Here is a 23,841-nt window from a genome sequence, read left to right as displayed (position 1 = left end):
TATTCGGATTGGGGTTTATGACGTTTGCCTTCTATCTGGGGGCTGGCAATATCATTTTTCCGCCGCTGGCCGGTTTTATGGCCGGTGAGCATCTGCTGGCCGCCATGTGCGGCTTTTTGCTAACGGCAGTGGGCTTGCCGCTGATAACCCTGATTGCGGTGGCCAAGGGGAGTTCGGGGGGCGGCGCGAGTGGCTGGACCGGAATGACCCGCTATCTGCCCGCAGGAGTGGCGACGGCACTGGCCATCGCCATCTATATCATCATGGGGCCTGCTTTTGCCATTCCCCGCACCGGTCTGGTCGCCTACGAGATGGGGCTCAAGCCCTGGCTCGGCGATGCCGGTCACGAGGGGCTGCTGATCTACACCCTGAGTTTCTTTGCGCTGGTGATCCTGGTGGCGCTCGATCGGGGCAAGCTGCTCGATGCGGTCGGCAAGTATCTGACCCCAGCCCTGATGGCGATGCTGCTTATTCTGGCGGTCGGGGTCTTTATGACGCCGCAGGGCACCATGCCTGATGCCAGCGGTGAGTACATAGATGCGGCTCTTACCAAAGGAATGCTGGAGGGGTACAACACCATGGATACCTTGGCCTCCCTGATGTTTGGTGCCCTGATCATCGGTTTGTTGCGCCAGAAGGGGATCGAGGATTATCGCAGCCAGTTCAAATATCTGACCATTGCGGGCTTGATCTCGGCGGTCGGGTTGTCGGCGGTGTATGTCTCGCTCTTTCAGCTGGGCAACAGCGCCAGTGGGGTGGCGAGCGATATCAGCAACGGCGGCGCCATCGTCAATGCCTACGTCCTGAGTCTGTTTGGTCAACCGGGTCAGTTTATTCTGGCGGCCATCATTACCCTGGCTTGTTTTACCAGTGCGGTCGGCCTGCTCTGTGCCGGTGCCGACTACTTCCATGGCCTGACAGGTTGGGCCTATCGCAACTGGGTGATCCTGCTGGGGGCGCTCTGTGCACTGGTGGCCAATGTGGGGTTGAGCGAATTGATCGGCCTCTCCATCCCGGTGCTGGTGGCCATCTATCCGGTGGCCATCGCGCTGGTGCTGGTGACCTTCCTCAAGGGATGGTTTGCCCAGCCACGGCTGGCGTTTCGCGGCGTGCTGACGGTCGCCTTTCTGTTTGGTTGCCTCGATGGGCTGGGGGCTGCCGGGATGTCGATGGACGGCTTTGCCTTCCTGCCGCTGTTCGACAAGGGGCTTGCCTGGCTGCTACCGACTCTGCTGGCCTGCATCGTCGGCATCCTGGTGCGACCAAGCGGTAAGCTGGCTGCCGAAGCTGCTTGATTCAGGATCAACGAGATAGCAAAGAGGCCAGCAGCTGCTGGCCTCTTCTGTTTCTGCCGGATCCGTTACCGGATCAGATTTGCGGGCCTGACGGCTTGGGTTTGCCCTCCAGACCATACCAGTGGGTTTGTACCCGTCCGGCATGCCACTCGAAGGTGCCCCAGGGCTGCTTGGCTTCCCAGCGCGGGAAGTTGATGAGCACCCGGTTATCTTCGTACTTGTAGAGGGAGGTGCTGATCTGAATGTCCGACAGGATCAACAGCAGGGCCCAGCAGATGAAAATCCATTTCAATGCTTTCCACATAGGGTTACTCGAAGCAGATTTCGATAGTGGCGCGACCGAAATCCGATTCGAACGGCATCATGATCTTGGTGCCATCGGCACGGTGAGTAATGGTGTGGTTGGGGCCGGAGACTATGATGGGGGTTGCCATGTCAAACTCGTAGCCCTTCTCGCCCAGCATCCGCTTGGCACCGCCGGTCACCATGTTGGTGATTTCACCGACCATGTCGGTCACCTCTTCGTTGATGTTGGCGGGAGCTTCCCCCAGCATGCGGCGCATGATCTCCAGTGCCAGCCCCTTCTCGAAGCTGATGGAGAGGGAGCCACGGGTCTGCGGGCCGACCATGCCGATCAGGCCGGAGACGTCGCCGCGCGCCAGCTCATCCATCTTGCGTTTCGGTTTGCCCGGTTTGAGTTCCAGCTGTGCCATGGTCGAGAGCACATTGAGCAGGGATAGCAGGAACGGATTTACAAAATCAGCCTTCATGATGACTTCCTACAGTGGGCGTACAACGGACACATTGGCCATGTGCCTCTATCGTCTTATTGGTAATAGTAAAACCATGCAAGTGGGCCTGCTCGGAAAACGCGCTATCGATCGCCGTATCGTGAAGCTCGACCACATCCCCGCACTCGTCGCAGATCAACAACTGCATCGGGTGAGCGTGATCGAAGTGGCAGCAGAAGATAAACGCGTTGAGAGATTCCACCTTGTGAGCAAAGCCCTGTTCGAGCAAAAAATCGAGTGCCCGATAGACGGTTGGCGGCTTGGCATTGGCTTCGGTTTGCTGCAGCTGGGCCAACAAATCATAGGCGCTGATGGCGTTGCCGTGTGCCGCCAGCAGGCGAAATACCTGACGTCGGGTCGGGGTGAAGCGGATCCCTCGCTGTATACAGAGTCGCTCGGCTCGTTGTAAAAGTTGGTCTTGATTCATGATCGCGCAGATACCCTTTCTATTAGCCGGATACTATCACAGGGCCTCGCATGGCGCGGCGACAAAATTCATTTTCTGGGGCTGCTTCACGTTGTGATAAAATCCGCCCCTTTCTTTAGCCAACCCGGATGATTTTTATGCAGGCGCAGCGTTTTTCCATCGCCCCCATGCTGGACTGGACTGATCGGCATTGCCGTTACTTTCATCGACTGATGAGCCGCCAGACCTTGCTCTATACCGAAATGGTGACCACCGGCGCCATCATCCACGGCAAGGGGGATTATCTGGGTTACAGCGAGCAGGAGCACCCCATCTCCCTGCAGCTGGGTGGCAGCAATCCTGCCGATCTGGCGCGCTGTGCCAAGCTGGCCGAGGAACGCGGCTATGACGAGGTGAACATCAACGTCGGTTGCCCCTCCGATCGGGTGCAGAACGGCCGTTTTGGCGCCTGCCTGATGGGTGAACCGGCGCTGGTGGCAGACTGCGTCAAGGCGATGCGCGATGTGGTCGATATTCCGGTGACAGTGAAGACCCGTATCGGTATCGACGATCAGGACTCCTACGAATTTCTGCAGGCATTCATCGAACAGGTGCGCGATGCCGGTTGCGACACCTTTATCGTCCATGCCCGCAAGGCGTGGCTGAGTGGCTTGAGCCCCAAGGAGAACCGCGAGATCCCGCCGCTCGATTATCCCCGCGTCTATCGGGTCAAGCAGGATTACCCGGAGCTCACCATCGCCCTCAACGGCGGCGTCACCTCCATGGAGCAGACCCTTGAGCACCTGCAACACGTCGATGGCGTCATGATGGGGCGCGAAGCCTATCAGAACCCCTACATTCTGGCGCAGGTAGATAACCTGGTGTTCGGCCAGAACAACGCCGTGCCGAGCCGCCACGAAGTGGTGCGGATGATGCTGCCCTATATCGAGCAGGAGCTGGCCAAGGGCAACTACCTCTCCCACATGACCCGCCATATGCTGGGTCTGTTCCAGAATATGCAGGGGGCCCGCGCCTGGCGCCGTCACCTGAGCGAGAACGCCTGCAAGCCGGGGGCGGATATTCAGGTGGTGCTGGATGCCATGGCCAAGGTGCCGGAGTTTGCCGCCAGCGAGACGGCCGAATAAGCCAGTTGTGCCAAGGCAAGAGCAGCCAAAAAGCGCGTCAGTTGACGCGCTTTTTTGATCGCTGTCGCTTCAATATCTGAACTGGTTGATCAGCCGCGAGAGGTCCTGCAGCCGCTCTACCAGCAGGGTGATGCCATCTAGCGCCTGCCTGCTGTTGTCGGCGGTGTGGCTGGCCAGCTGGTGGATCTGGTGTACCCCTTCATCGAGGGTCGCCGTGACGTCGGCCTGCTGACTCACCGCCTGGGCGATCTCGTCGCTGGTACGGGTTACCTGCCCCAGCATCCGGTTGATCTGGGTGAGCACGTCGGCGGTGGTGCCCGCGTGCTGCTGGCAGCGTACCGAGGTCTGCGCCCCTTGCATCATCCCCTCCGACAACTGTCGTGTAGTCTGCTGCAGCGCCTGGATCATCTCGTGGATCTCGCTGGTCGAGGCTCGGGTCTTCTGGGCCAGCGCCCTCACTTCATCCGCCACCACGGCAAAACCGCGCCCCTGTTCGCCCGCCCGGGCGGCCTCGATGGCCGCATTGAGGGCGAGCAGGTTGGTCTGGTCGGCGATTTGACTGATCACCTCCAGAATACCGCTGATCTTCTGGCTGTCGCTGGTGAGCTGGGCCAGCACGGCGTGGTTGGCATCCAGCTCCTGATGGAGTTGGTTGACGGCAGAACGGGTGGTCGCCAATGCTTGCAGCCCTTCGTCGGAGACCTGCTGTACCTCTATGACCAGATTGCTCGCCTCATGGGCACTGTGGGCCACATCGCGAATGGAGTGGCTCAACTCTGTGATGGCGGTCGCCAGCTGCTCGCTGTGGTCGCGCTGCTGCTGCAGATGAGTATCGATGGTCTGGATATTGCCCCGGTCATCTTCGGCTGCCTGCAGGATCTGCTGGTTGGTGTCGGCGCTGCGCCCGACCACGGCCTTGAGCTCGGCCTGCTTCATCCGCAGGGCCAGTTCGACGGCCGCCAGGGTATCGCGCCGTCGGGTGTAGAGCACCTGACAGAGGCGGGTTCCCTTGTCTTGATCGGCAAGGGTGAGCAGATGAGCCAGCCGTTGCTGCAATCGCCAGCCGTGGATTGCCTGTGCCAACAGCAACAAGGCGGTGGGCAGCAGCCATAACAGGTTGCCGGTGGCAAAGGTAGCAAGGGTGGTGAGCAAGGCAGAAACGGAGAGCCAGAGGGTCAGCTGACCCGGTTCAATGTGAAACCGGCTCAGCCAGGGAAGTGCCTTGCCGCTGCGCAGCAGGCCATAGAGCTGCTCGGCCCAGGCCACATCGCTGGCGGCGGGTTTGGTGCGCACCGACTGGAACTCGACGATCTCCTTCTGCGCATTGAGGATCGGGGTGACGTAAGCGTTTACCCAATAGAACTGACCGCTTTTGGCGCGGTTCTTGACCAGCCCCATCCAGCTTTTGCCCTGTCGCAGCCGCTGCCACATGTCGGTGAAGGCCGCTTTGGGCATGTCGGGGTGTCGCACCAGATTGTGGGGTGCCCCTTCCATTTCGGCCGCACCATACCCGGCCACATCGCAGAAGTGCTGGTTGGCATAGGTAATATGACTGGCGGGATCCGTGGTCGAGATGAGTGCGATGTTGTCGGGGAAGTGTATCTCCCCCTCCTGATGGAGTTTGGTCATGTGTCGTTCCTGAAAAAGCCAAATAACTGATAAATATGTTTTTTTATTGTCGTTCTCAGTTAATCATTCTAAGGCTCTTCAGTGACCCGAACTTGGCTTGGGTCAATTAATCAACACAATGAATTGATGAAGTAAGGGTCAGCTGGCCGGTGTGAAATCGTGAACTTCGCCGCTTCTCGGTTTAAAGCGCGGATCGCTATCTTTGTAGCTACGCACCAGCTCCATCGTTTTGCAAAAGCTGGTCTGCTTGTCGTACTCCTGACGAGCCAACTCGATGGCCCGCTCGGCCCGGCGCCGCTCCATCTTGTCAGACTTGCGATCGCTGAACTGTTGCTGCTGATGCAGCATCCAGCCGACAAACTCTTGCTGGCATTGGGATTCGCTGTTGGCCTGTGCAGGCAGGGTCCACAACAACGAGAGCAGTATCAAATAACGCATGTCTGACTGGGTATTGAAGATTAATTGAACAGAAGGGGCGGCATTTTAGGCTGGAAATCGTGGTGTGAACAGTATCAATAGCGAGGCCCAGCGGGGCCTCGCATCGTTGTGGCCGGTGTCAGTGTTTGACGAGGTAGAGTTGGCGGCTGTAGGCCACATCTTCCGGGTTGTTGATGGGGTAGCCCTTGAGCCATGGCTTGATGAGTCGGGCATTGGTGTACTGGTAGATGGGGGCGATGGGGGCTTGATCCAGCAGGATCGTCTCCGCCTCGCCAAACAGCTTGCTGCGACTGGCGGCATCCTGAGTGCTGGCCGCCTCTGCCAGCAGCTGGTCATAACGGGCATTGGCAAAGCCAGCCATATTGCCGCTGTGACGGGAGCCCCACAGGCCGAGGAACGCTGACGGGTCGTTGTAATCTGCGACCCAGGAGGAGCGGATTACCTCGAACTGACCGCTCTGGCGGCTGTCGAGATAGGTTTTCCACTCCTGATTGGTCAGCTCGACCTCAGCGCCCAGCTTTTGCTTCCACATGCTGGCGATGGCCAACGCCATTTTCTTGTGAATTTCCGCGGTGTTGTAGAGCAGGGTCAGCTTGAGCGGCTTGTCCGGGCCGTAACCAGCCTCCTTGAGCAGGGCCTTGGCCTTGCTGTCCAGCGCCGGCTGGCTGCTGGTGGAGAGCAAGTTGGCGGCCGGGGTAAAGCTGGCGGTTACATCCGGAGTGAAGTGATAAGCCGGTTTCTCGCCGGTGCCGAGCACCTTGTCGGCGATCAGGGCGCGGTCGATGGTGTAGGAGAGCGCCTTGCGTACCCGCACATCGTTCAGTGGCGCCTCACGGGTATTGAAAGCGTAGTAGTAGGTACCGAGCTGATCCGGGGTGTAGACCTCATTCGGGATCTGTAGCTTCAGCTTGTCGTACTGCTCCTTTGGGAAAGATTCGGTGATGTGCAGGTCGCCCGCCAGATAGCGGTTGGTGGCCGCGCTCTCCTGATTGATCGGCATGAAGATCACCTTGGTCAATACGGTATGGGCCCGATCCCAGTAATAAGGGTTGGGGGTCAGCTCCAGCTTCTCGTTGACCACCCGGTTGTTCAGCACAAAGGCACCGTTGCCCACCAGTTTGCCGGGCTGAGTCCACTGGTTGCCGTACTGCTCGATGCTGGCCTGATGGAGCGGCGACAGGCTGGGGTGGCTCAGCAGGTTCAGGAAGTAGGGCACCGGCTGGGAGAGGGTCACTTGCAGGGTGTGATCATCGAGGGCCTTGACCCCCAGCTCGCTGGCAGGCAATTTGCCAGCGACTATCTCGTCCACCTTGTCGAAACGGGCCAGTTGGGCAAACCAGGCGAAGGTGGCCGCCTCTTTCGGGTCGACCAGCTTGCGCCAGCCGTAGACGAAGTCGCCGGCCTTGACCGGATCGCCGTTGGACCAGCGCGCATCCGGGCGCAGATGGAAGGTAAAGAACTGGTTGCCCTTGTTCTCCCAGCTGGCCGCCACCCCGGCAACCGGTTTGCCATCCGGCCCCTGGGTCAGCAGCCCCTCGAACAGATCCCGTAGTACCTGCAACTCCGGCAGGCCGACCAGCTTGAGCGGGCTCAGGCTCGCAGGTTCATCCTTGAGGTGGCGAACGACAATCTGCTCGGCGGCGAGTTGTGTTCCGGCGGGAATATCGGCAGCCTGGACAGCAGCACAGCCCAGCAGGGCCAGCAAGGGGGTCCATCCTTTCATGGGTCGGATCCTTCAAATAGTGTGAAGCGGGGAGAAAACTCGGCGAGAAAATATCGCCGATAGATGGGAAATCATGATATCCCGTTTGCTGGTCTGACCGCCAGCATTCGACTCTCACTCCCAATCGGGGTAGAAGAGCGTTCCCGGCGTCTGTGCAGTTCAATGTGGTGAGGAGTGTCAAACGATGAAAGCATGGTTATTGCTGGCCTGTGTGTTGAGCCAGGGTGCCTGGGCGTTGGCCCCGTGCCAGAGCGACACGGCGGTGGGCAACTGGTGCGAGATCGGCATCGATGCCTTGCACCCGACTCAGGGGGGCGTCGGCCAGATCCAGGTCGATGAGACCCAGGCCACATTGGCTGGCATGAGCGCAAAGCAGCTCGACAAGTTGATGAAAAAGAAAGAGATCCCCGTGGTGATTGCGCCGGATGGCAGCTACTGGCTGGTGGACCGCCACCATCTCACCAAGGCGTTGTGGCAGCAGGGCGTCAAGGATGCCCGGGTCAAGGTGATTGGCCGTCTGCAGGACAAAGCCAACTTCTGGAGCCAGATGCAGAACAACCACTGGGCCTGGCTCAAGGATGAGAAGGGGCAACCACTGACCCCGGAGCAGTTGCCGACCAGTATCGACAAGCTGCCTGATTACCCCTATCGCACCCTCGCCGGACTGCTGCAGAATGCGGGCTACTTTCGCAAGGATAAACAGGTCTATTTCGTCGAGTTTGCCTGGGCCAGCTGGCTCGGCAAGCAGATGCAATGGATGCCGGTGGACAGCGCCAATCTGGCGGCCCGCCTGCAACAGGCCAAACGGCTCGCCTGCGGCAGCGATGCCAGTGACTTGCCCGGTTATCCCGGCAAGCAGTGCAGCCTCAACCAGTCCAAAAGCGCGCAGTGAGTGGATGTGAGATGACGGCACCCTGAGCATGCCGGAGATAAAAGAGGGCGACCCCGGGTCGCCCTTCTGCTGTCAGCTTGTTACTGCTGGCTAGTGGTGGTCACTCATGGCGCTCCGCCCAGCGGGCAGCCGCCTGTTCAAGCAGGGCAACGTCACCTTGCTGGATCAGCGGTAGCAGATCGTTGACCTGTTGATCCGGCCAATCCCACCAGGCGAGGGCCTGTAGCCGGGCAATCTCCTCCTCGCCAAAGCGCATCCGCACCACCTTGGCCGGGGTGCCCGCCACCATGGCATAGGGCGGCACATCCTGATTGACCAGCGAGCGGGCGGCGATGATGGCGCCGTCGCCGATGGTGACGCCGGGCATGATCATCGCCTCCATGCCGATCCAGACATCGTTGCCGATGCGGGTATCACCTGCGGGGTGGTAGCTGCGCTTGAGCGCCGCCAGATCTGCGAACGGATAGGTGCTGATGAAGACGGTGTTGTGGGTGTGGTTGCCCCCCATGATGATCTTTACCCCGGCGGCAATCTGCACATAGTCGCCGATATGGAGCCGGTCGATATGCCAGAGCGGCTCCCAGCCGGTGTCCGGGCTGCGGCTGAAGGGATCGCCATGGAGGTAGCGCACTGCCACCTCTTCGAAGGAACCATCCCAGGCACCCGAGTAGTAGCTGTGCTGTCCCTTGAGGCAGATATTGGGGTTGGTCACCGTCAGGTGCAGGTATTCGACCTGCGACCAGTGTTGGCAGGGGGTCATGTTGGTACTCCTTTGCTGAATGGATCGGATGGGTTGCGTTCGCTTGAGCGCAGCTAATAGATCCAGACCAGCATGCGGGGCACGCAGAGCAGGGAGCAGCCCAGCATCTGCGGGAGGCGAGGTCGCATTGTGGTGTGCTCCAAAGAAGGGGGGAAGGGCACGATCATAAGGTCGGACGCCGGGTTTGCCAAGGTTACGCAGAGATCCTGCACTAACCCTCTGGTTGATATTTATTCTCAATTAGCCATGATAACACTCCCACCATGACGGACTCGGGAGTGCGAGATGACACCGCAAAGTTGGCAACGATACATGCTGGAGGCGGAGCGTGCCTGGCAGGCCGGTTCGCTGGGGGCAGCGATCTGCTTTTATCAGCAGGCGCTGGGGGATGTTTACGAGATGACCCAGGTCGAGTTGACCGAGCTGGCCACCATGCGGGTCGCCACCTGTCACCGGCTGGCTGACTTCTGGCGGGCGATGGATGAGCCGACTTACGAGCTGCGCTACCTGAAGCTTGCCTCCGAGCTGGTGACTGCGCTGGTGCCGCAGTGCCCCAATCGGGAGTGCGAGGCGCTGATCAGCGAGTTGGGTTGCTGTCGCGGAGCCCTGCTCGCCTTTCTCAAGCGTCACCCCAATCCGGAAATTGCCCGGCTGATCCAGCTGCAGGACAAGGTGCAGGGCTGCGAGCTGATCGGCCGTTTTCGCCTCAACTGAACGGATGTGGGCGCGGCTCAGCCCCGCCGTTTGAGTTTCTGGGCGATCCGCTGCTGCGCCTCTTCCCCTTGCAGTGCCTGGGCGAAGGCGCGCGCCTCCAGATCGATGACAAAGTGCACCGCCTGTTTGAGCTCCTGTTTCAGCAGCTCCTTGCTCTTTTGCAGCGCTCTGGGCGGCTTGGCCGCCAGCTTCAGCCCCTGCTCGCGGGCAAAGGAGAGCAATCCATCGGCCGCCACCACCTTGTTGGCGAGCCCGAGTCGCAGCGCCTCCTCGGCATCCATCGCCTCGGCCAGCAGCAACAGCTCGGCCGCCTTGAGGTGCCCCACCAGACGCGGCAGCAGCAGGCTGGAGGCAAACTCCGGCACCAGCCCCAGCTCGACGAAGGGGAGCTGCAAGCGGGCGTTATCCCCTAGATAGACCAGATCGCAGTGCAGCAGAATGGTGGTGCCGATCCCCACCGCCGAGCCTGCAACAGCGGCGATCACAGGTTTGGGAAAATCGGCCAGAGTGTGGAGGAACTGCAGTATGGGGTCATCGGGCTCCAGCGAGCTCTTGCCCATAAAGTCGGCCAGATCATTGCCCGCGGTAAAGCAATCCTGCTGCCCCTGCAACAGCAGGACATGCACCTCTTCATCATCCGCCGCCTCTCGCAGCGCTGCCACCAGTTGCTTATAGAGCTCGGTATTGAGAGCGTTGCGTTTGTCGGGGCGGTTGAGGGTCAGGGTGAGCAAGCCATCCTGCTGCTCGGCAATGAGAATGGGGGCCATGTCTAAATCCTTGTTATTGAAAGGTGCAAAAAAGGTTGCTGCTGGGGTAATCTTGGCGCCGTTTAACAACATCATAAAAGGATTTCAACCATGTTTAAACGTGCGTTCTATTCTCTGCTGGTTCTGGGTATGACGGCGCCTGCACTGGCCAAGGTCGAGGCTGTCGACGGCTATGTGCGCCTGTTGCCGCCGGGCTCCCCCAACACTGCCGCCTTTATGGTGCTGAAGAATGACGCCGACCAGCCGGTCAAGCTGGCGGCGGCGGCTTCTGCTGCTGCGGGGCGTGCCGAGCTGCACACTCATCTGCACGAAAATGGCGTGATGAAGATGCGCCAGGTCGAGAATATCGAGATCCCGGCCAAGGGCGAGGCGGTGCTGAAACCGGGCAGCCTGCACATCATGCTGTTCGAGGTGGGCACGCTCTCCGAGCAGACCCCTTTCCCGCTCACCCTCACCATGGATGATGGTCAGAAGCTGGATCTGTCACTGCCGGTGAAGCCGATTGAGCCGATAGCAGAGATGAAGCATATGAAGCACTGACATTTATCGTCGTTTGTTCAGATTTGAGACTGGGTATTTTGGCTGCACCGGGTAAAATAGCGCTCTTTCCATGTATGCAAGAGGAAGTGACGTAATGAAAAAGACACTGATTGCCGGTTTTGTGTTGGCGCTGTGCAGCCAGAGTGCCATGGCCGCTGACGACTGGCGTTTTGCCGCCGGTGCTGATGTATGGGCTTCTCAGGGCAGTGGTCAGGCATATGGTTATAGTGCCAATCACTATGATGACAAATACAACTGGAACGGCTATCTGCAACTGGAACACGGTATCATCTTCCTGCCGAACGCCAAATTTGAAATTTCCGATTTCAGCACCTCCGGTGGCGCCTTCAAGAACGACCTGACAGCCTACGATCTGAGCCTCTACTACCGTCTGTTCAACAACGATCTGTTCAAGATCGATCTGGGTATGACCGGTCGTCACTACGATGGCGAGCAGGTAACCTGGGGGCGTCGGGGTTATGACGAAAACACCCTGATGGCGTACGCCGGTAGCGAAGTGAAGATCCCGGGCACCGGCATCTCCTTCTTTGGTGACCTGCGTACCCACGATGCAGACAACTATGACTACCGTCTGGGTGGCGCATACAAGTTTTCCTCCATGCCGATCAAGCTGCGTGCCGGCTGGCGTGAAGCCAAGGTCGACTTCGCCAATATCGACCAGTCTGTCGATGGCTGGTTCATGGGCGGCGAATTCACTTTCTAATCTGACGTTGTCTGACAACGGGGGTGATATTCTTCGCCAACATCTATCAGAGTATTCTGTCGATGGATGGTTCATGGGCGATGAATTCACTTTCTAATCTGACCGTCGACTGACGACGAGGAGCGATAATGGGCCACATCATAGTGACAGGTGCCGGTTCTGGTCTTGGCCGCGCCTTGACCGCAGGGCTGGTTGAGCGGGGCCATCGGGTTGCCATGATGGGGCGCCGTTACGAGAAGCTGCAGGAGCAGGAAGATCTGCTCGGTCAGGCGGTGATCGGCATTGCCGCCGATCTGGCGCACCACGAGGAGGTGGAGATGGCATTTGCCGCCGCCGTCGAGTGGGGCGGCTTGCCCGAGATGGTGATCCACTGCGCCGGGGTTGGCGAGTTCGGCCCGGTCGGCATCTACACCGCCGAGCAGATCCGCAGTGTGGTGGAGAGCAACCTTATCTCCACCATACTGGTGGCCCAGCAGACGGTACGCCTTATCGGCGAGAAAGGCGGGGTGCTGGCCAATGTGCTCTCCTCCGCCGCTCAGGTGGGCAAGGCTAACGAGAGCCTCTACTGCGCCTCCAAATGGGGGATGCGCGGCTTTCTCGAATCCTTGCGCGCCGAGCTGAAAGGCTCGCCACTGCGGCTGGTCAACCTCTACCCGAGCGGGATCCGCAGCGAATTCTGGGACAACTCGGATCATGTGGACCCGAGCGGTTTCATGACCCCGGAAGATGCGGCGGCCTATATGCTCGACGCACTGGAAGCCAGAAGCAGCTGCCACGTGACCGACCTCTTTATCGGTCGCAATCCCTGAGGCTAAGCTAGCCATCCGGTTGCCGTCGTCCGCACACAGAAACAAAAAGCGCGCCAAATGGCGCGCTTTTTTATATCGGGAAGAGGGCGGAATTAACGGCCCAGCTTGGCCTTGAGCATGGCGATGATGTCGCTGATGGCCACTTCCTGCTTCTCGCCGGTGCGGCGGCACTTGTACTCCACCACGCCGTTGTCCAGACCGCGATCGCCGATGACGATGGCGTGCGGCACACCCAGCAGCTCCATGTCGGCGAACATTACGCCCGGGCGCTCTTTACGGTCGTCGAACAGCACGTCCACACCGGCCGCTTTCAGCTCGGCGTAGAACTGTTGTGCCTGCTCGGCCACGCGCTCGGACTTGTGCATGTTCATCGGCACGATGGCCACTTCGAACGGAGCGATCGCGTCCGGCCAGATGATGCCGTACTGGTCGTTGTTCTGCTCGATGGCGGCGGCTACCAGGCGGGAAACCCCGATACCGTAGCAACCCATCTCCATGGTGACGGACTTGCCAGCTTCGTTCAGCACGCTCGCCTTCATCGCTTCGGAGTACTTGGTACCCAGCTGGAAGATGTGGCCCACTTCAATACCGCGCTTGAGCAGCAGCTTGCCCTGGCCGCACGGGCTCGGGTCGCCTTCCACCACGTTGCGCAGGTCGGCAACTTCGTAGGTAGCGATGTCGCGATCCCAGTTGGCACCGGTCAGGTGGAAGCCGGTTTCGTTGGCGCCGCAGACGAAGTCCGCCAGATGGGCAGCGCTGCGATCGACGATGATGCGACCGGCAAAGCCGACCGGACCGATGGAACCTGCATCGCAACCGGCGGCTGCTTTAATCTGCTCGTCGTTGGCGAAGGTCAGCGGATTGGCAACGCCAGAGAGCTTCTCGGCTTTGATTTCGTTCAGCTCGTGGTCGCCACGCAGTACCAGCGCGATAACGGCCTGCTTGCCGTGCTCATCTTCCTCTGCCAGTACCAGCAGGGTCTTGGCGATGGCGGTCGGTGCCACGTTCAGGAAAGCGGCCACTTCGTCGATGGTGTGGACGTTCGGGGTGGCAACCTTGGTCAGGGCTGCGGTGGCGGCAGCGCGCTCACCAGCCGGTGCCAGCGCTTCGGCCATCTCGATGTTGGCGGCGTAATCGGAGCTGTCGGAGAAGGCGATCAAGTCTTCACCGCTCTCGGCCAGCACCTGGAATTCGTGGGAGCCGGTACCACCGATGGAGCCGGTATCGGCCTGCACCGGACGGAAGTTCAGACCCATGCGGGTGAACGCCTTGCAGTAGGCGGCGTGCATCTTCTCGTAGGTATCGACCAGAGACTCTTTGTCGATGTGGAAGGAGTAGGCATCCTTCATCAGGAATTCGCGGCCGCGCATCACGCCGAAACGGGGGCGCACTTCGTCGCGGAACTTGGTCTGGATCTGGTAGAGGTTGAGCGGCAGCTGCTTGTAACTGTTCACTTCGTAACGTACCAGCGCAGTGATCACCTCTTCGTGGGTCGGGCCCAGCACGAAGGGACGGTTGTGACGGTCGGTCAGACGGCACAGCTCGGGACCGTAATCATCCCAGCGGCCGGACTCCTGCCACAGCTCGGCGGGTTGAACCACCGGCATGGAGACTTCGACGGCACCAGCATTGTTCATCTCTTCGCGAACAATGTTCTCGATTTTCTTCAGTACCCGCAGACCGGTTGGCAACCAGGCATACATGCCGGAGGCCAGTTTACGGATCATCCCGGCGCGCAGCATCAGCTGGTGGCTGACAACTTCAGCGTCGGAGGGGGTTTCCTTGAGAGTGGAAAGCAGATATTGGCTGGTACGCATCGCGGTAGACCTTAGCTAGAACGGGCGCGGGGCCCAGGATAATTTCAAGAGCGGAATTTTAACAGGCTGGGCGTTATGGCCCAAGGGCTAAATTTGCCGCAACCCGAAAGGTGGCAACGCCAAGCAGATGGTCAGGGCAATGACTATTGCAACAAGCAGGCTTTTTATGCCTGCAATTTGGCCGGATCTCCGCTAAACTCTGCCACCTTTTCTCGATGGGCATGGCTTTGCCGCGTTCATCACCCCCCATTTTTAGTACTTTTGGAGCCGCTCATGCCGTTAGTGGGACATCAACACCAGATCGAGATCCTGGAACTGACCGACAAAGGAGATGGCAAAGGACGCCTGTTCGATCGCCCCCTGTTTGTCGAAGGTCTGCTGCCCGGTGAGCAGGCGCTGGTGGAGCTGACCGAGGTCAAGCCGAACTATCTGCACGGCAAGGTTGCCGAGCTGCTCCAGCCCTCTGCCGATCGGGTTGCCGATTTCTGCCCCAACACCGAGTGTGGTGGCTGTCAGGTACGTCCGCTGGCCTATCCGGCCCAGCTCAAGCTCAAGCAAGCACTGGTGCAAAGCGCACTGGAGCAGGCCGGGCTGGGTGACACGCCGGTCAAGGATATCCTTGGCATGGAAAGCCCGTTCGCCTATCGCAACAAGGCGCAATATGCGGTGCGTGGCTGTGACGCCGGTGCCGAGATCGGTTTTTATCGCAAGCACTCTCACGATCTCATCACCGCCGATGACTGTGCGGTGCAGGATCCGCTGCACGTCGAGCTCAACGCCCGGGTGCGCAACTGGATGCGCGAGCACGACATCGCCGCCTATGACGAAGTAAACCACAGCGGCTGCGTGCGCAACCTGATGACCCGCAAGGGCTTCAAGAGCGGCGAGCTGATGGTGGTGCTGGTAACCCTGGGTGATGCGTTGCCGTTCGAAGCCGAACTGTTGGCGGCCCTGAGCGATCTGCCGGTTACTACCCTGGTGCAGAACATCAACGATGAGCGCACCAACCGCATTCTGGGTGCCACCAACCGGGTGCTGCTCGGCGAAGGGGTGATCCGCGACAAGATCCACGAACTCGAGTTCGAGATCTCGCCGCTCTCCTTCTTCCAGAACAACCCGACCCAGACCGATGTGCTCTACTCCAGCGCCCTCGAGTATGCCGAACTGACCGGTAACGAGACAGTGTTCGACATCTATTGCGGTATCGGCACCATCTCCCTGTTCCTGGCTGGCAAGGCCGCCAAGGTGGTGGGGATCGAGTCGGTGGAGAGCGCCATCAGCGATGCCCGCCGCAACGCCGCCCTCAACGGCATCGAGCACACCGAATTCCACGTCGGCAAGGCCGAGCAGCTGATGCCCGAGCTGCACGCTCAGGGCGTGACCGCTGACGTAGTGGTAATGGATCCGCCCCGCAAAGGCTGTGACAAGGCGGTGCTGCAGACCTTGGTCGCCATGGCGCCCCGTCGTCTGGTCTATGTCTCCTGCAACCCGCAGACCCTGGCCCGCGATCTTGCCTGGCTGGTCAAGCAGGGCTTCGTGCTGGACGAGGTGCAGCCGGTCGATATGTTCCCGCACTCCATGCATGTGGAAGCGGTTGCCCGTCTGAGCCAGCCTGCCAAGGCATAAGTCGCCCCCGACTCTTGCCCATAAAAAAACGACGCCAGCTGGCGTCGTTTTTTCTATCTGATGCTCGCAGGTTGATGTGCTCAACCCTGCTTGCGCACCTCGGCGGCAATCTGGTCGAGCAGCTGTTGCCAGCCCTGACCCAGTTCGTTCACCAGTGCGTTGTAGCCATCGGCTGGCAGTACCCGCTCCTGACGGAAGGGGGCATCGCGCAGCACGGTGCCATCTTCTGCCAGCAGGCGCCAGCGGCCGCTCAGCACGGCGCTGCCGTCATGACGGCCCTGAAAGCGCTCCACCAGAATGGTCAGCACCGGCCCCTTGCGGGCGCCATCCTGTCGCACCACCCAGCCCGGCAGGCGGGTGGAGAGGCCATTGAGGGTGAGCTGGTTGAGCTGATCGTCCAGCGCACCGGCCCAGCGATGGTACTCGGTGAAGTGCAGCTCTTGCCCTTCCAGCTGATAGACCAGACTGATCCGGTCGATCTGGCTGGCCAGCGCCACCGGGCGCAGCACCAGCTGGTGCTGCGGTTGGGCCGGGGCCGTTACGGGTTGCTGGCTGTCGGCATCGAGCGAGTAGTAGTGCAGGCTTGGCTGGCTGCTGCAACCCGCCAGCAGGCCCAGCAGGGCCAGCGTCAGGATCTCTTTTTTCATTGTTTGCCTCGCTTGGGCTCAGGGTCCGATGGATGCGCGCGATCGAAGATCAGCGAGCTGGGCTGCTCGTTGAGGGAGTGCACCAGCGGCTGCAGTTCGCGCATCAACTGATTGAGGGTCTGCACCGACTGACGCAGATCCTGATTGGTCTGCGATTGGGCATCATAGGCCTGCAAGGTCTCCTGCAACTGCTTGAGGCTCTCGTTGAGCGAGGCGGGCAGCTGCTGGGTAGAATCCTTGGCGGTGAGCTTGTTCAGGTTGGCGCTGACTGCACTGATGTTCTTCAGGGTGCCATCCAGGGTGGTCAGTGACCCGTTGACCTTGGTCAGGGTGGTCGCCATATCCATGTCGACAAACTTGTCGAGGATGAGGTTCACCTTGCGCTCGATCTGATCCAGCCCGCCCTGCACGGTGGGGAAGACCTGATAACCGGCCAGCTTGGCCTGCTCGAAACGTGGCGCGTCCGGATAGAAGTTGAGGTCGATGATCTTGCCGCCGGTCAGCAGGCTCGAGGTCTTGAGGCTGGCACGCAACCCTTCCTTGAACTGCTTGCCGAACAGGGCTCGCCACTGATCCTTCTCCGCCTTGGCATAGCGGTGGGAGAGGCGCTGCACCTCGATGCGAGCCAGCACCGGGATCTGGCGGCTCTTGAAGATCTGCACGCCCTTGTCCTCGATGAGGTAGGGGGCGGAGATGACGGTACCGACCCGAATGCCGCGATACTGCACCGCCGCGCCCGGGTGCAGGCCACCCACGTTGTCATCGAACAGGAAGACGTAGTCGATGAACTGATCCAGACTACCGGCCAGCACGCTCGCCTCATCCTGGAACAGGGTGAACCCTTCCATCTGTTTGACCGGTTCGCCAGGCGCCCAGCCGGGTGGCAGACCCATGGTGATGCCGCCATCGATCAGGCTCTCCAGCGAATCCATCTTCACCTTCATCCCCTCGCTGCTCATGGAGACCTCGAAGCCCGGGGTCATCCAGAAGCGGGAGTTGCTGCTCACCAGAATGTCATAGGGGGCGTGGATGAAGATTTGATACTGCATCTCGCTCTTTTCCGGCAGGAACTTCGCCTCTTCCACCTGACCTATGGTGAAGCCCTGATAGTTGATGGGGGAGCCTTCACCCAGCGCGCGGGTGTCGCGACTGCTGAGGGTGAGGCGCAGCCCCTTGGCATCGAGGGAGGCGAGCGGTGGTTTGTCGAGCATGGCGTACTCGTCCCGCGCCCGACCTTTCTTGCCGGGGGCGAGCTCGATATAGGCGCCGGAGAGCAGGGTGCTCAGACCCGATACCCCTTCACGGCCCACTCTGGGCTTGACCACCCAGAACTGGCTGTCACCGCGCAGCATGCCGGAGGCAGCATTGGTCAGCCGTCCTTTCAGCACGGCATGGCTATAGTCATCGCTCAGCTCGACGGCCTCGATGCGGCCGACGTCCACTTCGCGGGAGCGGATCACCGTCTTGCCAGCGACTATGCCCTCGGCAGTGGCGACTGTCAGGGTGAAACTCGGGCCCTGGGAGTACCAGTGCTGGAACAGCATCCAGAGACCGATGAACAGCGCCAGCAGGGGCACCATCCAGATTGCGGCGGCAGAGCTCAGAAAGTCAGAGCCCGGTTTCCACCTTTTTTTACGCTCACTCACGTTCGCGTTCTCCTTGTTGTAAATCCCAGATCAGGCGGGAGTCGAAACTCATGGCGGCGACCATGGTGATCAGCACCACACCTGCAAATGCGACGGCCGCAGGGCCGGGGTAGATGGTCATCAGATTGTCGAGCCGGATCAGGCCCGCCAGAATGGCCACCACGAAGACGTCGATCATCGACCAGCGTCCGACAAATTCGGTCATGCGATAGAGTTTGAGCTTGCCGAGGGGGGAGGTGACATTGCCGCGCTGCACCATATAGCAAAGCCAGAATAGCGCCAGTATTTTCACCAGCGGCACCACCACGCTGGCGAAAAAGATCACCGCAGCTATGGGGTATGAGCCCATGGCCCAGAGCAGCACTACACCGCCGAGGATGGTGGAGGGGCTGTCATCACCGAGGAACACTGTATCCATGATGGGATAGACGTTGGCCGGAATGTAGAGAATGGCGGAGGTAAACAGCAGCGCCCAGGTACGGTTCAGGCCGCCCGGCTTGCGGGCATGCAGCTTGCCGCCGCAGCGGGAGCAGCTGTGGCTGCCCACCTCGCTCAGAGCGCCACAGATATGGCAGCCCACCAGGCCGGATTCCAGCGCGCCCGCTTCCGGGTCGATATCCCGCGCCTCGGACGGGCCGAACAGCCGCTGCCACAGCCACATCTGATCCAGCGAGGAGATCATCTTGATGAGCAGCACGGTGTAACCGACGAAAGCCCAGAATGACAGCCCCATCTTGATGTCGGCCATCCCCATCAGCTTGACCAGCGAGATGAGCACCCCCACCAGAAAGACATCCACCATCAGCCAGGGTTTGATCCGGCAGAGCAGACGGCCGAGGGAGCGCAGGGCATTGCTGTGCAGATCTTTATCGACCCGCCACAGCACCAGCATGATGGAGCCCATATAAACCAGCGGCAGGCCGATCAGGGTCAGGCTCAGTACCGCGCCGAGAAACAGATAGCCCTCATCCACCAGGGTGGTGATGCTCTGCAGAAAAGTCATCTCCTGGCCCACCCCTTTGGCCGAGAAGGACATAAAGGTAAAGGCATTGGCGAGCACGAACATGATGAGTGCCGCGAACCCGTAGGAGATCGGCCGCAACTCCTGCTGTGGCAGGTGGCGACTCAGGGTGTGTCCGCAACGGGGGCAGCAGCTGGCCTGTCCCACCTCGAGCGGTGTGGCCGGTATCAGCAGGTCACACTCTTCGCAGGCAGTGGCATCATGGACATAGGTGGTGTGGTGTTGGTGTGAAACCGGATGCAAGATAAAACCCCAGATAAGGCCCATGGTGGAGCCAGAGCTGGCGATTATCGCAGTTGTGCTGGTCAGCGACCAGCCCCCGGAGGCCGCTATTGCTGGCGGGAGTGAGAATGACTTTGACAAGCCAGTGCCCATTTAGCACAATCAAACGCCACTTTTTTTCCGCGGGACAATAATTTATGACAACTGAATCCCCAAGCTACTCCACGATTGAGCAAGCCTTCTCCCTCGGGAACGGGCAAGATTCTGCCCTCAACTGGTTGCGCAAGAACCGCAGTCAGGTCGCTATCTTTCTGGTGAGCGGCATCAAGCTGGAAGGCACCATCAGCGGGTTTGACCAGTACAGCGTGCTGCTGACCGATGCACACGGCAACCAGCAGCTGGTCTACAAGGCCAAGATCTCCACCATCGCCATGCACACCGGCCGTCCGCAGGTGAACATCCAGCGTGCTCGCAAGCCGCGTGTCTCCATGGCGCCGCGCCCCCATGGTGCGCCGGGTCGGTATGACGACAATCAGGGCGGCGGCAACAACGAGTAATCGTCTGCCCCGCACTCCCCGTTGACGCGCCCTGCGTCAGCGGCTGACGGAAACTGCTCTCATTTTCATTCATGTCCCGTATGAGAGTCGGTTTCGGTTATCGCCCCTTGCAGGGCGATATTTTTTTACGCACTACGCGGTTATGCCGACCGGTTGACCCTCTTTGACCATGCAGGTCTGCATCCCCGCCGCCTCTCCGGCCTGTACCCCGATACCGGTATCTTCAAACACCAGACAGCCTGATGGCGCGACCCCCAACTTGCTGGCGACCAGCAGGAAGGTGTCCGGATTGGGCTTGTGCAGCTCCACATCGTCTGCGGTGACCACCACTGAGAAGTAGCGCTCCAGCCCTGTGTTGCGTAGCACCGCCTCGGCATTTATGCGCGGCGAGCCGGTGCCGATCCCCATCGGGATGACGCCATGATAGCGCTCGACCAGCGCCTGCATGGCCGGAAACACGGTCGCTTTGTGCAGGTTGGCCACATAGTGGGCGGTCTTGCAGCGGGTGACTTCGAGCGGATCGAGGGGGATCTGCTGCTCCTGTGCGACCAGCAGGGCTATCTTGCGGCTCGGCATGCCACCCAGCTCATAGAACCAGTCGGCGTCGAAGTGAAAGCCAAACTCGCGGGCGGTATGTTCCCAGGCGGCGAGGTGCAGCGGCATGGAGTCGACCAGGGTGCCATCAAGGTCAAAGACCAGGCCTTGGAATCCGGAAAGCGTCATGGTGCGGGTCAGTCTCTTAAAAAAGGGAGCCCATTCTAGCCAGTGGCTCCCCGCCTCGCCATCACCTAGCTGGTGAGAAACGCTTGCCCCCACATTTGTGACTGAAAATAGACGGGGGTGAGCTGGGCCGGATCGAGTTGATATTTGGGGGCAAGCTGTTCCAGCAGGGCCCAGTTGCCCTGTTCATAGGTGCTGACCAGCTGAAACAGATGAAAGAGTGGCCCTTCGTGCAGTTCGATGGCGCGCTGCACGCTCTTGGGCAGGTGGGCCATCAGAGGCTCCGACAGCAGGGATCCATATAGCACCAGCCCTACCAGAAAGGCCCAGCTGGCCTCCGCTTTACCGAGGGCGGTGAGGGCAATCAACTCGCAGAAGCGGCCGCGGGCGATGGCCATGCGGGTGCAGGCCTCCGGCATGTGCTGGCTCACCCGGGCCAGACCGTTGATCAGCACGAACTTGCGGATCTCCTGCTCCCCCAGATAGGAGAGGGCGCGGGGTACCGAGGTGATGGGGGCGGCATGATCGAAGCCGGGGGCGTTGACGTAGGTGAGCAGCAGGCCGGGCAGCCAGGCATCCTGCTCCAGCAGGCGGGCTACCTGGGCGAAGGAGAACTCTTCGTGGCAGATGAGCTGGAGGATCTGCTGTACCAGCGCCATATCGGGCTGGTTGGCCCGCTGATTAACCAGCTCCGGACGGGCGAGAAAGCCGCCGGCAAAGAAGTCGACCCCGGCCTCCCGCAGCGGGAGAAAATCCGCCCAGGTTTCGATGTTCAGCGCCATCCGCTTGTGCTCGGTGGGCTGGCAGATCCCCTCTTCCCCCATCCAGTACACCAGCAGGCGGCTGGCGCCGAGCCAGCGTGGATCCCGGTTGGCGCCGTGCACCGCCAGTCTGCGCCGACTGTCGCGCCACTGCTCCAGCACCGGGAACGAGTTGGGCTGGCGTTCACTGGAGGCTTCAACCAGCGGGATCGCGTCCTGATCCAGCAGCAGGGGACGCTGTTCATCGAGCTGTTCGTGGGTGAAGGGCACCAGATATTGACGCCCCTGCGCCAGCAGGCGGCAATGTTGCGCCAGTGAAGGCCATTCGGCCGGTGAGCTGAGCTGATAGTCGATTCCGTAGGCCACCAGAGCCAGGCGACGATTGAAGATAGGGTAGCGACGCAACAGCATGGGATCACCGATAGGCCAGAGTGCGGGCCCTCCCTTGTGACTTGGCGTGGTAGAGCGCCTGGTCAGCCTGTTCGGTCAGGGTCTGCCATGCTCCGTCCAGGGAGGGAACCAGATAGCTAAAGCCTATGCTAACCGTAATGAAATCAGCAACCCGCGAGGCGGGATGGGGCATTTTTAAGCGGGCAAGACCATCGTGGATCCGTCCGGCCAGCTGTTCGGCCTCACCGGGTTGGGGGGCGCAGAGTAGAATGACGAACTCCTCGCCACCGTAACGGGCGACCAGATTGGTGCTGCGCCGCTCTGCATCCCGCAGCACATGGGCCACCTGTTGCAGGCAGAGATCCCCCTTGGCATGGCCGAAGTGGTCGTTGTAGGCCTTGAACTCGTCGACGTCGATCATCAATACCGCCAGCAGGTTCTGGGTGCGTCGTGCCCACTCCCACTCCCGCTGCATGGTGATGTCCCACTGGCGCCGGTTGGCGATGCCGGTGAGGGGATCTTCCAGCGACAGGAGGGAGAGGCGGTGATTGGCCTCCTCCAGCGCCCGGTTGGTCTCGGCCAGCTGCATGGTGCGCTCGGCGACCCGGGCCTCCAGTTGGCGGTTGAGGGTTTCCAGCTGCTCCTGGGTGCGCTGGCGGATCAGCAGTTGTGACAGGATGGCGGCGTACTGTTTGAAGATCTCGCTCTGATAGGCCTTGAGCGGGCGGTGCCAGAGCAGGTTGTCGGCGGCGATCCAGCCGATGGGGGTGGTGCCATCCCACAGCGATACCATGGCGTTCCAGCCACGGCCCACCTGCTGCTTCTCGTAGTAGAGGGGTGTATCTTCCATCACCAGCACGTAGTCCTTGCGCCTGAGCGCCTCTTGCACCGTGGGGTGATCCGGAATGGGGCTGATGAAGTTGTGTTCATCCATCAGCTCGCCCTCTTCGCTGGTGCCCCAGGTGCCGCGCATGGTCTTGCCATCGGGTTCGATCAGGAAGATGGCAACCCGATCGAACTGCAGCTCCTTGCGGGCCAGCAGCACTGCATCCCGCAGCAGATCGTTCTCGCTGCGACTGCGGGAGAGGGTGACGCTGACCATGTGCAGCGCCTGCAACATGGTGAGGAAGGAGCCCTGCAGTGCCTGACTCTGTACCAGATCGGTCTGGGTATGGAGCCGCTGGTCCCGCTCCTGATTGACCTGGCTGGAGAGCAGGTGATTGCTGAGCTCGGCAGTCAGATAGTGGATAAGGAGCTGGATGCCCTGACGCTGGTGGGAGGAGAGGCGATCGATGCGGCGGCGGGTCTCCAGATAGATGACCCCTTCCAGTTTCATGTGACGCTTGAGAGGGAAACAGGCGCGTAACTGCGGCTGGGCGGGCTCCACATTTTCGCCGGGATCCGGCGGAGGTTGGAGTTGTTCGATCACCAGTTGTCCCTTCTCCATCGCCTTGTCGATCAGGTGGTGGGGCAGGGTCAGTTGACCGAGATGGGCGAGATCAAGCGTGGTCAGCCCCTGATCGAGCTGAAAGCTGTAGAGCTGAGGTTCGGGAGCTTTTAGCCAGAGGTAGAGGCGTTCGGCATCGGTCTTTTCACGGATGGTGGCGAGGCTCACTTCGCATAACTGAGCGAAGTTGGTGAAGTGTTCCGGGTCCCATTCCTGCATACCAATATCCCTTGGATTGTACCCAAGCGAGTATAGACATATTTCTCCTTGATTAATATGTCAGAAAGGAGAGGCAGCGCACATAACGGTTGCTTTCAGCTATTCTGGTGGAGACATTCACTGCGTTCTCTGCAA

Annotated in this window: 24 protein-coding genes; 9 read left to right on the top strand and 15 right to left on the bottom strand. The window is 60.3% G+C overall.

Annotated features, from left to right (window positions below; translation table 11 throughout):
- The first annotated feature begins 17 nt into the window (after nucleotides 1–17).
- Nucleotides 18–1,295 (top strand): branched-chain amino acid transport system II carrier protein, encoded by a 1,278-nt coding sequence (gene brnQ, locus ACTG1K_RS21305; RefSeq protein WP_440006841.1) that lies wholly within the window; start codon nucleotides 18–20, stop codon nucleotides 1,293–1,295.
- 73 nt (nucleotides 1,296–1,368) lie between these two features.
- Here the strand turns inward: brnQ and ACTG1K_RS21300 are convergent, their stop codons facing one another.
- Genes ACTG1K_RS21300 through zur form a run of 3 tightly spaced genes read right to left on the bottom strand, consistent with a single transcriptional unit; the run spans nucleotide 1,369 to nucleotide 2,513 of the window.
- Nucleotides 1,369–1,599, bottom strand: a complete 231-nt coding sequence (locus ACTG1K_RS21300) for a hypothetical protein (protein WP_440006681.1) — start codon at nucleotides 1,597–1,599, stop codon at nucleotides 1,369–1,371.
- Nucleotides 1,600–1,603: 4 nt separating this feature from the next.
- A complete protein-coding gene (locus ACTG1K_RS21295; RefSeq protein ID WP_005335807.1) occupies nucleotides 1,604–2,065 on the bottom strand; it encodes a chemotaxis protein CheX in 462 nt (153 codons plus the stop codon).
- Nucleotides 2,055–2,513, bottom strand: a complete 459-nt coding sequence (gene zur, locus ACTG1K_RS21290; protein WP_139747120.1) for a zinc uptake transcriptional repressor Zur — start codon at nucleotides 2,511–2,513, stop codon at nucleotides 2,055–2,057. Before zur ends, ACTG1K_RS21295 begins: the two co-directional genes overlap by 11 nt.
- A gap of 137 nt (nucleotides 2,514–2,650) precedes the next feature.
- On the opposite strand from zur, the gene dusA reads away from it, so the two are divergent.
- Nucleotides 2,651–3,637, top strand: coding sequence for a tRNA dihydrouridine(20/20a) synthase DusA (gene dusA, locus ACTG1K_RS21285; protein ID WP_005343181.1), 987 nt, complete (start codon nucleotides 2,651–2,653; stop codon nucleotides 3,635–3,637).
- A gap of 69 nt (nucleotides 3,638–3,706) precedes the next feature.
- Here the strand turns inward: dusA and ACTG1K_RS21280 are convergent, their stop codons facing one another.
- The 3 genes from ACTG1K_RS21280 to ACTG1K_RS21270 all read right to left on the bottom strand — a co-directional run bounded on the left by ACTG1K_RS21280 (nucleotide 3,707) and on the right by ACTG1K_RS21270 (nucleotide 7,427).
- On the bottom strand, nucleotides 3,707–5,266 hold the full coding sequence (locus ACTG1K_RS21280) for a methyl-accepting chemotaxis protein (protein WP_440006680.1): 1,560 nt from the start codon (nucleotides 5,264–5,266) through the stop codon (nucleotides 3,707–3,709).
- A 138-nt stretch (nucleotides 5,267–5,404) separates the two neighbouring features.
- Nucleotides 5,405–5,704 carry a hypothetical protein gene (locus tag ACTG1K_RS21275; protein ID WP_005335795.1) on the bottom strand — a complete coding sequence of 100 codons (300 nt, stop codon included), beginning with the start codon at nucleotides 5,702–5,704 and terminating at the stop codon, nucleotides 5,405–5,407.
- A 118-nt stretch (nucleotides 5,705–5,822) separates the two neighbouring features.
- Entirely contained in the window at nucleotides 5,823–7,427 is a 1,605-nt protein-coding gene (locus ACTG1K_RS21270; protein ID WP_440006679.1) for a peptide ABC transporter substrate-binding protein, read from the bottom strand.
- A 184-nt stretch (nucleotides 7,428–7,611) separates the two neighbouring features.
- Here ACTG1K_RS21270 and ACTG1K_RS21265 point away from each other — a divergent pair, with 184 nt between their 5' ends.
- Nucleotides 7,612–8,319 (top strand): ParB-like protein, encoded by a 708-nt coding sequence (locus ACTG1K_RS21265; RefSeq protein ID WP_021231739.1) that lies wholly within the window; start codon nucleotides 7,612–7,614, stop codon nucleotides 8,317–8,319.
- Nucleotides 8,320–8,419: 100 nt separating this feature from the next.
- Here ACTG1K_RS21265 and ACTG1K_RS21260 read toward each other — a convergent pair whose 3' ends face one another.
- A complete protein-coding gene (locus tag ACTG1K_RS21260) occupies nucleotides 8,420–9,079 on the bottom strand; it encodes a CatB-related O-acetyltransferase (RefSeq protein WP_440006677.1) in 660 nt (219 codons plus the stop codon).
- 285 nt (nucleotides 9,080–9,364) lie between these two features.
- Between ACTG1K_RS21260 and ACTG1K_RS21255 the strand changes: the two genes are divergently transcribed.
- Nucleotides 9,365–9,793: a DUF2753 family protein gene (locus ACTG1K_RS21255; protein WP_005335785.1), complete on the top strand. Its 429-nt coding sequence runs from the start codon at nucleotides 9,365–9,367 to the stop codon at nucleotides 9,791–9,793.
- A gap of 17 nt (nucleotides 9,794–9,810) precedes the next feature.
- On the opposite strand, the gene ACTG1K_RS21250 is transcribed toward ACTG1K_RS21255, so the two are convergent.
- Complete coding sequence (locus ACTG1K_RS21250) at nucleotides 9,811–10,560, bottom strand: enoyl-CoA hydratase-related protein (RefSeq protein ID WP_440006675.1); 750 nt, start codon at nucleotides 10,558–10,560, stop codon at nucleotides 9,811–9,813.
- 90 nt (nucleotides 10,561–10,650) lie between these two features.
- Between ACTG1K_RS21250 and ACTG1K_RS21245 the strand changes: the two genes are divergently transcribed.
- The 3 genes from ACTG1K_RS21245 (at nucleotide 10,651) to ACTG1K_RS21235 (ending at nucleotide 12,633) form a co-directional block, all read left to right on the top strand.
- Complete coding sequence (locus ACTG1K_RS21245; protein WP_259585017.1) at nucleotides 10,651–11,100, top strand: copper chaperone PCu(A)C; 450 nt, start codon at nucleotides 10,651–10,653, stop codon at nucleotides 11,098–11,100.
- Nucleotides 11,101–11,194: 94 nt separating this feature from the next.
- Complete coding sequence (locus tag ACTG1K_RS21240; RefSeq protein WP_259585019.1) at nucleotides 11,195–11,824, top strand: TIGR04219 family outer membrane beta-barrel protein; 630 nt, start codon at nucleotides 11,195–11,197, stop codon at nucleotides 11,822–11,824.
- Between the two features lie 128 nt (nucleotides 11,825–11,952).
- Complete coding sequence (locus tag ACTG1K_RS21235; protein WP_440006672.1) at nucleotides 11,953–12,633, top strand: SDR family oxidoreductase; 681 nt, start codon at nucleotides 11,953–11,955, stop codon at nucleotides 12,631–12,633.
- Between the two features lie 92 nt (nucleotides 12,634–12,725).
- Here ACTG1K_RS21235 and ACTG1K_RS21230 read toward each other — a convergent pair whose 3' ends face one another.
- Nucleotides 12,726–14,450 (bottom strand): proline--tRNA ligase, encoded by a 1,725-nt coding sequence (locus ACTG1K_RS21230; RefSeq protein ID WP_440006671.1) that lies wholly within the window; start codon nucleotides 14,448–14,450, stop codon nucleotides 12,726–12,728.
- Nucleotides 14,451–14,723: 273 nt separating this feature from the next.
- Here ACTG1K_RS21230 and rlmD point away from each other — a divergent pair, with 273 nt between their 5' ends.
- Nucleotides 14,724–16,076 carry a 23S rRNA (uracil(1939)-C(5))-methyltransferase RlmD gene (gene rlmD, locus ACTG1K_RS21225; RefSeq protein WP_440006669.1) on the top strand — a complete coding sequence of 451 codons (1,353 nt, stop codon included), beginning with the start codon at nucleotides 14,724–14,726 and terminating at the stop codon, nucleotides 16,074–16,076.
- 80 nt (nucleotides 16,077–16,156) lie between these two features.
- Here rlmD and ACTG1K_RS21220 read toward each other — a convergent pair whose 3' ends face one another.
- Genes ACTG1K_RS21220 through ACTG1K_RS21210 form a run of 3 tightly spaced genes read right to left on the bottom strand, consistent with a single transcriptional unit; the run spans nucleotide 16,157 to nucleotide 19,633 of the window.
- On the bottom strand, nucleotides 16,157–16,723 hold the full coding sequence (locus tag ACTG1K_RS21220) for a PqiC family protein (protein WP_440006667.1): 567 nt from the start codon (nucleotides 16,721–16,723) through the stop codon (nucleotides 16,157–16,159).
- Nucleotides 16,720–18,369: an intermembrane transport protein PqiB gene (gene pqiB, locus ACTG1K_RS21215; RefSeq protein WP_005335774.1), complete on the bottom strand. Its 1,650-nt coding sequence runs from the start codon at nucleotides 18,367–18,369 to the stop codon at nucleotides 16,720–16,722. The genes ACTG1K_RS21220 and pqiB overlap by 4 nt, the downstream gene beginning before the upstream one ends.
- Nucleotides 18,362–19,633, bottom strand: coding sequence for a paraquat-inducible protein A (locus tag ACTG1K_RS21210; protein ID WP_245148129.1), 1,272 nt, complete (start codon nucleotides 19,631–19,633; stop codon nucleotides 18,362–18,364). The genes pqiB and ACTG1K_RS21210 overlap by 8 nt, the downstream gene beginning before the upstream one ends.
- A 176-nt stretch (nucleotides 19,634–19,809) precedes the next feature.
- On the opposite strand from ACTG1K_RS21210, the gene hfq reads away from it, so the two are divergent.
- Nucleotides 19,810–20,169: an RNA chaperone Hfq gene (hfq, locus tag ACTG1K_RS21205; RefSeq protein WP_005335772.1), complete on the top strand. Its 360-nt coding sequence runs from the start codon at nucleotides 19,810–19,812 to the stop codon at nucleotides 20,167–20,169.
- Between the two features lie 132 nt (nucleotides 20,170–20,301).
- On the opposite strand, the gene ACTG1K_RS21200 is transcribed toward hfq, so the two are convergent.
- From ACTG1K_RS21200 to ACTG1K_RS21190, 3 genes are all read right to left on the bottom strand, one after another.
- Nucleotides 20,302–20,892, bottom strand: coding sequence for an HAD family hydrolase (locus ACTG1K_RS21200; protein ID WP_440006665.1), 591 nt, complete (start codon nucleotides 20,890–20,892; stop codon nucleotides 20,302–20,304).
- A gap of 65 nt (nucleotides 20,893–20,957) precedes the next feature.
- On the bottom strand, nucleotides 20,958–22,061 hold the full coding sequence (locus ACTG1K_RS21195; protein ID WP_440006663.1) for an EAL and HDOD domain-containing protein: 1,104 nt from the start codon (nucleotides 22,059–22,061) through the stop codon (nucleotides 20,958–20,960).
- Between the two features lie 4 nt (nucleotides 22,062–22,065).
- The gene (locus tag ACTG1K_RS21190; protein ID WP_440006661.1) at nucleotides 22,066–23,706 is read right to left on the bottom strand and encodes a sensor domain-containing diguanylate cyclase; all 1,641 of its coding nucleotides are present in this window, start codon (nucleotides 23,704–23,706) and stop codon (nucleotides 22,066–22,068) included.
- Between the last annotated feature and the right edge of the window lie 135 nt (nucleotides 23,707–23,841).

It is taken from the genome of Aeromonas sp. 102P (genome assembly GCF_051920345.1).
Taxonomy (GTDB): Bacteria; Pseudomonadota; Gammaproteobacteria; order Enterobacterales; family Aeromonadaceae; genus Aeromonas; species Aeromonas veronii.
The sequence above is the reverse complement of the archived record's forward strand: the minus strand, read 5'-3'. Positions and strand labels throughout refer to the sequence as shown.

Coding starts and splice junctions, on each gene's coding strand:
- ACTG1K_RS21245 (WP_259585017.1), top strand. CDS start 10,651: ATGTTTAAACGTGCGTTCTATTCTCTGCTGGTTCTGGGTATGACGGCG.
- ACTG1K_RS21250 (WP_440006675.1), bottom strand. CDS start 10,560: ATGGCCCCCATTCTCATTGCCGAGCAGCAGGATGGCTTGCTCACCCTG.
- hfq (WP_005335772.1), top strand. CDS start 19,810: ATGACAACTGAATCCCCAAGCTACTCCACGATTGAGCAAGCCTTCTCC.
- ACTG1K_RS21280 (WP_440006680.1), bottom strand. CDS start 5,266: ATGACCAAACTCCATCAGGAGGGGGAGATACACTTCCCCGACAACATC.
- zur (WP_139747120.1), bottom strand. CDS start 2,513: ATGAATCAAGACCAACTTTTACAACGAGCCGAGCGACTCTGTATACAG.
- ACTG1K_RS21190 (WP_440006661.1), bottom strand. CDS start 23,706: ATGCAGGAATGGGACCCGGAACACTTCACCAACTTCGCTCAGTTATGC.
- ACTG1K_RS21235 (WP_440006672.1), top strand. CDS start 11,953: ATGGGCCACATCATAGTGACAGGTGCCGGTTCTGGTCTTGGCCGCGCC.
- ACTG1K_RS21230 (WP_440006671.1), bottom strand. CDS start 14,450: ATGCGTACCAGCCAATATCTGCTTTCCACTCTCAAGGAAACCCCCTCC.
- ACTG1K_RS21300 (WP_440006681.1), bottom strand. CDS start 1,599: ATGTGGAAAGCATTGAAATGGATTTTCATCTGCTGGGCCCTGCTGTTG.
- ACTG1K_RS21240 (WP_259585019.1), top strand. CDS start 11,195: ATGAAAAAGACACTGATTGCCGGTTTTGTGTTGGCGCTGTGCAGCCAG.
- ACTG1K_RS21200 (WP_440006665.1), bottom strand. CDS start 20,892: ATGACGCTTTCCGGATTCCAAGGCCTGGTCTTTGACCTTGATGGCACC.
- rlmD (WP_440006669.1), top strand. CDS start 14,724: ATGCCGTTAGTGGGACATCAACACCAGATCGAGATCCTGGAACTGACC.
- ACTG1K_RS21195 (WP_440006663.1), bottom strand. CDS start 22,061: ATGCTGTTGCGTCGCTACCCTATCTTCAATCGTCGCCTGGCTCTGGTG.
- dusA (WP_005343181.1), top strand. CDS start 2,651: ATGCAGGCGCAGCGTTTTTCCATCGCCCCCATGCTGGACTGGACTGAT.
- ACTG1K_RS21295 (WP_005335807.1), bottom strand. CDS start 2,065: ATGAAGGCTGATTTTGTAAATCCGTTCCTGCTATCCCTGCTCAATGTG.
- ACTG1K_RS21255 (WP_005335785.1), top strand. CDS start 9,365: ATGACACCGCAAAGTTGGCAACGATACATGCTGGAGGCGGAGCGTGCC.
- brnQ (WP_440006841.1), top strand. CDS start 18: ATGACGTTTGCCTTCTATCTGGGGGCTGGCAATATCATTTTTCCGCCG.
- ACTG1K_RS21275 (WP_005335795.1), bottom strand. CDS start 5,704: ATGCGTTATTTGATACTGCTCTCGTTGTTGTGGACCCTGCCTGCACAG.
- ACTG1K_RS21220 (WP_440006667.1), bottom strand. CDS start 16,723: ATGAAAAAAGAGATCCTGACGCTGGCCCTGCTGGGCCTGCTGGCGGGT.
- ACTG1K_RS21270 (WP_440006679.1), bottom strand. CDS start 7,427: ATGAAAGGATGGACCCCCTTGCTGGCCCTGCTGGGCTGTGCTGCTGTC.
- ACTG1K_RS21265 (WP_021231739.1), top strand. CDS start 7,612: ATGAAAGCATGGTTATTGCTGGCCTGTGTGTTGAGCCAGGGTGCCTGG.
- ACTG1K_RS21260 (WP_440006677.1), bottom strand. CDS start 9,079: ATGACCCCCTGCCAACACTGGTCGCAGGTCGAATACCTGCACCTGACG.